Annotated in this window: 6 protein-coding genes and 1 tRNA gene; 6 read left to right on the forward strand and 1 reads right to left on the reverse strand. The window is 70.9% G+C overall.

Features of this window, described 5'->3' with window-relative positions; translation table 11 throughout:
* The first annotated feature begins 14 nt into the window (after window positions 1-14).
* Entirely contained in the window at window positions 15-1,685 is a 1,671-nt protein-coding gene (locus ACFYOB_RS28295; RefSeq protein WP_388564107.1) for an AMP-binding protein, read from the forward strand.
* A 98-nt stretch (window positions 1,686-1,783) separates the two neighbouring features.
* Window positions 1,784-1,857 (forward strand) — tRNA-Lys (locus ACFYOB_RS28300).
* A gap of 108 nt (window positions 1,858-1,965) precedes the next feature.
* Here ACFYOB_RS28300 and ACFYOB_RS28305 read toward each other — a convergent pair.
* On the reverse strand, window positions 1,966-2,724 hold the full coding sequence (locus ACFYOB_RS28305) for an IclR family transcriptional regulator C-terminal domain-containing protein (protein WP_362391974.1): 759 nt from the start codon (window positions 2,722-2,724) through the stop codon (window positions 1,966-1,968).
* Window positions 2,725-2,985: 261 nt separating this feature from the next.
* On the opposite strand from ACFYOB_RS28305, the gene ACFYOB_RS28310 reads away from it, so the two are divergent.
* The 4 genes from ACFYOB_RS28310 (at window position 2,986) to ACFYOB_RS28325 (ending at window position 7,298) form a co-directional block, all read left to right on the forward strand.
* Window positions 2,986-4,119: an LLM class flavin-dependent oxidoreductase gene (locus tag ACFYOB_RS28310; protein WP_388564110.1), complete on the forward strand. Its 1,134-nt coding sequence runs from the start codon at window positions 2,986-2,988 to the stop codon at window positions 4,117-4,119.
* A gap of 254 nt (window positions 4,120-4,373) precedes the next feature.
* Complete coding sequence (locus ACFYOB_RS28315; protein WP_388564112.1) at window positions 4,374-6,074, forward strand: glycosyl hydrolase family 18 protein; 1,701 nt, start codon at window positions 4,374-4,376, stop codon at window positions 6,072-6,074.
* Between the two features lie 155 nt (window positions 6,075-6,229).
* Window positions 6,230-7,078: a helix-turn-helix transcriptional regulator gene (locus tag ACFYOB_RS28320; protein WP_388564114.1), complete on the forward strand. Its 849-nt coding sequence runs from the start codon at window positions 6,230-6,232 to the stop codon at window positions 7,076-7,078.
* The gene (locus ACFYOB_RS28325; RefSeq protein ID WP_388564116.1) at window positions 7,038-7,298 is read left to right on the forward strand and encodes a DUF397 domain-containing protein; all 261 of its coding nucleotides are present in this window, start codon (window positions 7,038-7,040) and stop codon (window positions 7,296-7,298) included. Before ACFYOB_RS28320 ends, ACFYOB_RS28325 begins: the two co-directional genes overlap by 41 nt.
* Window positions 7,299-7,441 lie beyond the last annotated feature (143 nt).

Consider the following 7,441-nt stretch of genomic DNA (forward strand, 5'->3'; position numbering starts at 1 on the left):
TATCCTCCGGCGGCATGCGGACGACCACTGCACCGGAGACCGTCGCGGAACTCATCGCGCGCCGATGGGGCGACCACCGGCCTGGGCTGAAGCACGAGGACGGCATCCTCACCCACCACCGGGCCGCCCAGGAGGCGGCCGCGCGCGCCGCGCTCCTCGTCGACCTCATGCCTCCGGGGGCCGAACCACACCTGGGGCTGCTGCTGGACAACACCCCCGAGTTCCCGTTCTGGCTCGGCGCGGCGGCCCTCGCGGGGGCCGCCGTCGCCGGGATCAACCCCACCCGGCGCGGCCCCGAGCTGGCGCGCGACATCCTGCACACCGACTGCCGGATCCTGGTCACCGACCACGCCCACCTGCCGCTGCTGCGCGGCCTCGACCTGCCGGGCGTACGGCTCCTGGTGACAGGCACCGAGGAGTACGCGGCCCTGCTCGCCCCGTACGCGGCCGCCAAGCCGGGCGAAGCGACGCTCGTCACCCCCGGCCCTGCCTCCCGGCTGCTCCTCTACTTCACCTCGGGCTCCACCGGCGCCCCCAAGGCTGCCATCTGCACCCAGGGCCGGCTGGCGGCCGCCGGCTCCGCGCTGGCCCGCCGGTTCGCGGTCACGCCCGACGACGTCCACTACGTCTGTATGCCGCTGTTCCACGGCAACGCCGTCATCGCCGACTGGCTCCCGGCGCTCGCGGGCGGGGCCGCGGTGGCGCTGCGCCGGCGCTTCTCGGCCTCGGCGTTCCTGGACGACGTGCGCGCGTACGGGGCGACGTACTTCACCTACGTCGGGAGGGCGATCCAGTACCTCCTGGCCACCGAGCCCCGCCCCGACGACCGCGAGCACACCCTGCGGCTCGGCTTCGGCACCGAGGCCGGGGCGGTGGACGCGGCGCGCTTCGCCGAGCGGTTCGGGGTCCGGCTGGTGGAGGGCTACGGGGCCACCGAGGGCGGAGCCTCCGTACAGCACACTCCGGACACCCCGCCGGGCGCCCTGGGCCGGGCCGGGGAGGGGGACGACCTGGCGGTGATCGACCCGGAGACGGGCGCGGAATGCCCGGCGGCGGTGCTGGACGGGGACGGCCGCCTGCTGAACGGCTCCGAGGTCATCGGGGAACTGGTCAACCGGGGCCGCAGCCTGTTCGAGGGGTACTGGCGCAATCCGGACGCGGAGGCCGCCCGGACGCGGGACGGCTGGTACTGGACGGGGGACCTCTTCTTCCGGGACGGCGACGGATTCCTCTACTTCGCGGGCCGCACGGACGACCGACTCCGGGTCGACAGCGAGAACCTCGCCGCCGCGGTGATCGAGAACATCCTGGCCCGCTGGTCCGAGGCGGCGGCGGTCGCGGTGTACGCCGTCCCCGACGAGGTCGCGGGTGACCAGGTCATGGCCGCGCTGTCCCTCCGGGAGGGCGCGGTCTTCGACCCGGACGCCTTCGCGGCGTTCCTGGCCGCGCAGCCGGACCTGGGCACGAAGATGTCGCCGCGCTACGTGCGGATCGTCCCCGAGATGCCGGTCACGGCGACGAACAAGGTCCACCGCGTCGCCCTCCGCCGCGCCGGCTTCCGCTGCGACGACCCGGTCTGGTTCCGATCCCCGGCCGGCGACTACCGCCCCCTGGACCGGTCCGCCCTCACCACGCTCCTGGCGGCGTACGAGACCCAGGGCCGCCTCGACCTCCTGGACCGCTAGGACCCGCCCGGGCCCGGGTTCCGGCGGCCCTCGCGTACGTCCGCCGCTAATGGTTTTGAGCACCCCTGAGGACCAGGTAGTATTTTCTCTGTCAGCAGGCGCCGCTAGCTCAGTTGGTTAGAGCAGCTGACTCTTAATCAGCGGGTCCGGGGTTCGAGTCCCTGGCGGCGCACCTGTCCTTCGGGCGGTTTCCGGTTCACCGGGAACCGCCCGAAGTGTTTTCCGGGCCGGGGCCGACAGAGCGCACAGGAGCGCCAGGGGTACCAGGGGTGCCGGAGCGCTACAGCGTGAGCGACAGCAGCAGGGGCGCGGCCTTCCGGTTCAGCACCTCCGCCGCCGCCCGCAGCCGGTGCGCGTGCTCGACCGGCATCGACAGGGCCAGGCACCCCACCGAGGCTCCGGCCGTGATCGGGACGGCCGCGCAGACCGTGCCCACGGCGTACTCCTGCAGGTCCAGGACGGGCACGGTGGCCGGCTGGGCGTCCAGCTTGGAGAACAGGATCCGCTCGTTCACGATCGTCTTCGACGTGAGCCGCGCGATCTTGTGGCGGGACAGGTGGTCGCGCCGCCCGTTCAGGTCGAGCTGCGTCAGCAGGCACTTGCCGACCGCGCTGGCGTGCGCGGCGGAGCGGAAATCGACCCACTCGTGCACCTTCGGGGTGCGCGGGCTGTCCGCGAACTGCGTGATCCTGACCTCGCCGTCCACGTACCGGCTGATGTAGACGGCCGCGCCGACCGAGTCCCGCAGCCGGTCCAGCGTCTCCTGGAGCTTGTCCGTCAGGGCCTGCTGCCGGTCGACGCCGGAGCCGAGCAGGACGAGGGAATCCCCTATGGCATAGGCGCCGTCGGACACCTGCAGTACGTATCCCTCCCGGCGCAGCATGAGCAGCATCGGGGCGAGATGGACTGCGGGCAGGCCGGTCTCACGCGCGATCTGCACGTCGGTCACACCACCGGTGTGCCGGGCGATCGTTTCGAGTACGCGTAGTGCGTACTGCACCGAGTGGAACGGCGCGGTCGGCTCGGGCTTCAGCGCCACGGTTTCCCCCTACCAGGTTGTTACCGCTTGCCCTACCACGATAGCCATCAAGCGGCCCGTGTGGAGCGCCTGTTGGGGAGATTGATGGCTCAATCAAGTCCCCCTGCCAGGGCCTACGCCACTGGCATATGCCAAGGTCACGGGCGTCGCCCCGGCGCACCGGGAATGCCCGGCACCGGGCCATGGTTCGCATTCCTCGTACGGTGCCGAACGGGTGCCGAACAAGTGTCGCAGGGGCACGGATGCGGGACGGGAGCGACGATGAGTGACGTCGGGGACGCCAGGGACGCCGATCAGGACGCCGGCCGGCGGGAGGGCCGCGACGCGATCCGCGGCACCGCGCGGGGCCGGGCGCCCGTACCGCTCTCGGTCCTGGACCTCGTCACCGTGGGCGCCGGCAGCACCGCCCACGCCTCCCTGCGCACCAGCGTGGACATCGCCCGGCTCGCCGAGTCCCGCGGCTACCACCGCCACTGGGTCGCCGAGCACCACTCGATGCCCGGCGTCGCCAGTTCCTCCCCGGCCGTGATCCTGGCCCACCTCGCCGCCCACACCTCCCGCATCCGGCTCGGCTCGGGCGGCGTCATGCTGCCCAACCACGCCCCGCTCGCCGTCGCCGAGCAGTTCGGCACCCTGGAGGCGCTCGCCCCGGGACGGATCGACCTCGGGCTCGGCCGGGCTCCCGGCACCGACGGGCGCACGGCCGCCGCGCTGCGCGGGCCCGGGCGCCTGGACGAGGCCGCGGAGGAGTTCCCCCGGCAGCTCGCGGAGCTCACCCGGTTCCTCGACGACGACTTCCCCGACGGGCACCCGTACACCCGCGTGCACGCCGTACCGGGCCCGGTGCAGGGTCCCGCCGGGCGGCCGCCGCTGTGGCTGCTCGGCTCCTCCGGCTTCAGTGCCCGTCTCGCCGGAGAGCTGGGCCTGCCCTTCGCCTACGCCCACCACTTCTCGGCGGCCGGCACGCTGCCCGCGCTCGACCTCTACCGGCAGAGCTTCCGTCCCTCGGCCGTCCTGGACGCCCCGTACGCCGTCATCGGCGTATCGGCGCTGGCCGCCGACACCGAGGCGCAGGCGCGTGCCCAGGTGCTCACCGGGGCGCTGTCGATGCTGCGGCTGCGCAGCGGGCGGCCCGGGCTGGTCCCGACGCCCGAGGAGGCGGCGGCGTACCCCTTCTCCCCGCTGGAGCGGGAGTTCGTGGACGGCTGGCTCGCGAACATCGTCCACGGGACGGCCGACGAGGTGCGCACGGGGCTCGACGACCTGGCGAAGCGGACCGGGGCGGACGAGCTGATGCTGACCGCCAACGCCCACAGCGGGGCGGCCCGGTTGCACTCCTACGGGCTCGTCGCAGATGCGTACGGGATGCCCGCGGAAGGCTCGGACCTGACCTGAGCCCATACGAACGGGGTTCGGCTGGTTCCTTGCCGAAACCTTGCCGGGGCATGTCCTAAGGGACCCTTAAACCGCTCGTCACCTGGGGTGGCGAGCGGTTTTTGACGTGCGCTCAGGTCTCTGACTAGGGCATTTGGCCGTTCAGTGGTCTAGTCCTTCTTTGGTCCAAACCATTGACTGGCGTGTGAGGCGATCGCTATCTCTTCTCTCACCCGAAGCTGACGCTCTCCCCTCCCACCCCCCGGAGGCAGTTCATGCACATCCGTAAACCCCTCATCGCGGCCGCCGCCACGGCCGCGCTGGCAGCCGGAGCGCTCGCCTCCTTCGCCGGACTCGGTACCGCCCAGGCAGTCGGCGCCTCCGCCTCCTCCACCGTCAGTGCGGGCGGCGTGAAGATCGCGTACTACGACCAATGGAGCGTGTACGGGAACGCCTTCTATCCCAAGCACCTCGATACGCGCGGCATAGCGGGCAAGCTGGACGTCATCAATTACTCGTTCGGCAACATCCACCCCACCGACCTCACCTGTTTCGAGGCGAACAAGGCGGCGGGCGACGACAACAACCCGAACGCCGGTGACGGTGCGGGCGACTCGTACGCCGACTACCAGAAGTCCTTCAGCGCGGCGGACAGCGTCAGCGGCGTCGCCGACACCTGGAACCAGCCGATCGTCGGCGTCTTCAACCAGTTCAAGCAGCTGAAGGCCAAGTACCCGCACCTGAAGATCAACATCTCGCTGGGCGGCTGGACGTACTCGAAGTACTTCCACAACGCGGCGCTGACCGACGCCAGCCGCAAGAAGTTCGTCTCCTCCTGCATCGACCAGTACATCAAGGGCAACCTGCCGGTCGACGGCGGCTACGGCGGCGCGGGCACGGCGGCCGGGATCTTCGACGGCATCGACATCGACTGGGAGTACCCCGGCTCCTCCGGCGGCCACCTGGGCAACAACTACGGTCCCGAGGACAAGGCCAACTACACGCTCCTGCTGAAGGAGTTCCGTACCCAGCTCGACGCCTACGGCGCGGCCAACGGCGGCAAGAAGTACCTGCTGACCGCGGCCCTCCCGGCCGGCCAGGACAAGATCAAGTACATCGAGACCGACAAGATCGGCTCGTTCCTCGACTACGCCAACATCATGACGTACGACATGCACGGCGCCTGGGACGGCGACGGGCCGACCTACCACCAGTCCCCGCTCCAGCCCTCGGCGGCCGACCCCACCGACCCGATCGCGCCGGGCACCGAGAAGTACAGCATCGACAACGCGATCGACTCCTGGATCGACGGCAACCCGGCCTACGGCATCGCGGGCGGCTTCCCCGCGGGCAAGCTGACCCTGGGCTACGAGTTCTACTACCGCGGCTGGAAGGGCGTCCCGGCGGGCACTGCCAACGGCCTCGCCCAGCCCGCCACCGGCGCCTCCGGCGCCCGGCCCACCAGCCAGCAGGCCGGCATCGCGCTGTACAAGGAGCTCGGCGGGATCGTCGACAACCCGGCGACCACCTTCTGGGACGACCAGGCCAAGGCCTCGTACTTCTACAAGGACGGCGAGTTCTTCACCGGCCTGAACCAGCGGTCCGTCCAGGCCAGGGTCGACTACGGCAAGCAGCGCGGCCTGGCCGGCGCGATGATGTACTCCCTGCTCGGCCTGGACACCAACACCACGCTGCTGAACCAGATCTCGGACGCCCTCGGCGGCAGCACGCAGCCGCCGGTCACGCCCACTCCCACGGCGACGCCGACGGCCACCGCGACCCCGACCGCCACGCCGACGACCACCCCGCCGACCGGCTGCGGTTCGACCCCGGCGTACGTCGCGGGCACGATCTACACCGCCGGCAACGAGGTCGCGTACAACGGCCGCAAGTACAAGGCCCAGTGGTGGACGCAGAACGAGACGCCGGGCACCACCGGTGAATGGGGTGTCTGGAAGGACCTCGGCGCCTGCTGATCTCCCCCCACCCCGCGCCGAGCGGCACCCCGCCCTGCCCCTCTCCGGGGGTGGGGCGGAGGTGTGTGACATGGCTGCGGGATTCGCGGCATCGGCACGTATCGATGTCGCTACTCTCGGCCACAAGCTCGTTTCCGCTTGGGGGGTGCCGTCTCATGGTCCAGGCCCGTGACATCGATCCCAGTGCCTCGCCGCTGGACTACTACAGCTATGAGCTGCGCCGACTGAGAGAAGAGGCGGGCCGGAAACAGTCGGAGCTGGGCTCGATCATCTTCTGCACCGGCTCGCTGATCGGCATGGTGGAGAACGGCCGCCGGGTCCCGACGCGGGACTTCTCCGAGCGGGTGGACGCGGCACTCGGCACGGACGGGCACTTCTCCCGGCTGGTGGGGCTGGTCCTGCGGAGCGTGCTGCCGACGTGGTTCCAGGCGTACGCGGAGATGGAGGCCCGGGCCACGTTCATCTCCACGTTCCAGTGCCAGTTGGTCCATGGCCTCCTCCAGACCGAGGCCTATGCGCGCTCGCTGCTCACCGTCGACCGACCCGAGCGGGTCGATGAGTTGGTGGCAGCCCGCATGGACCGGCAGCACATCCTGAAACGTGAGCATCAGCCCGCATTATGGGTGGTGATCGCCGAGGCGGTACTCCATCAGGAGGTCGGCGGACGCGAGGTTATGCGGGATCAACTTGCTCATCTTCTAGGCTTTGTTGACCACCCGTGGGTGCAGATCCAGGTACTCCCTTTCTCAGTCGGGCAGCACACTGGAATGCTCGGGTCGTTCACCCTCCTCCGCTTTGATGACGACCCGGATCTGATCTACGAGGAGGGCTACGCCCAGGGGTATATGACGGCCAATCCACAAGTGATCAAGGAACGTTCGGTCGGCTACGCTCGGCTGCAAGCCGCAGCGCTCTCCCCGGAGCGCTCGGCCACGCTGATCGCTCGCGTAATGGAGGAACGTTATGGAGAACGACCTGGATCTGACGAGCGTGCAATGGCGTAAGTCGTCCTACAGCGGAACTACCGGCGGCGAGTGCGTCGAGTGCGCCCCCCTCGGCGGCGCCGCATGGCAGACGGCCTCGTACAGCGGTAGCAGTGGCGGCGACTGCGTAGAGGTGGCCGCCCAGCCCTGCCGGGTCGCCGTGCGGGACTCCAAGCGGCCCGACGGGCCCGTGTTCACCGTCGGCCCGGAGGCCTTCACCGCCTTCGTCCGCAGCGTCTGACCGTACGGCCGAGGGGGCGCCCCCCCCGCGGGGGGGGGGGCCCCCCCCCCCCGGCCGGGGCGGGGGGGCCGGGGGGGGGGCCCCCCCCGCCCCCCGGGGGGCGGGGCGCGCCGACGACCCAGGCCCCCGCCGCGCCGCGCGGG

It is taken from the genome of Streptomyces sp. NPDC006463, from assembly GCF_042870715.1.
In the GTDB taxonomy this organism is placed as follows: Bacteria; Actinomycetota; Actinomycetes; order Streptomycetales; family Streptomycetaceae; genus Streptomyces.

Bases quoted from the DNA above. Each gene is read 5' to 3' on its own strand.
- ACFYOB_RS28320 (WP_388564114.1), top strand. From the start codon at position 6,230: ATGGTCCAGGCCCGTGACATCGATCCCAGTGCCTCGCCGCTGGACTAC.
- ACFYOB_RS28295 (WP_388564107.1), top strand. From the start codon at position 15: ATGCGGACGACCACTGCACCGGAGACCGTCGCGGAACTCATCGCGCGC.
- ACFYOB_RS28315 (WP_388564112.1), top strand. From the start codon at position 4,374: ATGCACATCCGTAAACCCCTCATCGCGGCCGCCGCCACGGCCGCGCTG.
- ACFYOB_RS28325 (WP_388564116.1), top strand. From the start codon at position 7,038: ATGGAGAACGACCTGGATCTGACGAGCGTGCAATGGCGTAAGTCGTCC.
- ACFYOB_RS28310 (WP_388564110.1), top strand. From the start codon at position 2,986: ATGAGTGACGTCGGGGACGCCAGGGACGCCGATCAGGACGCCGGCCGG.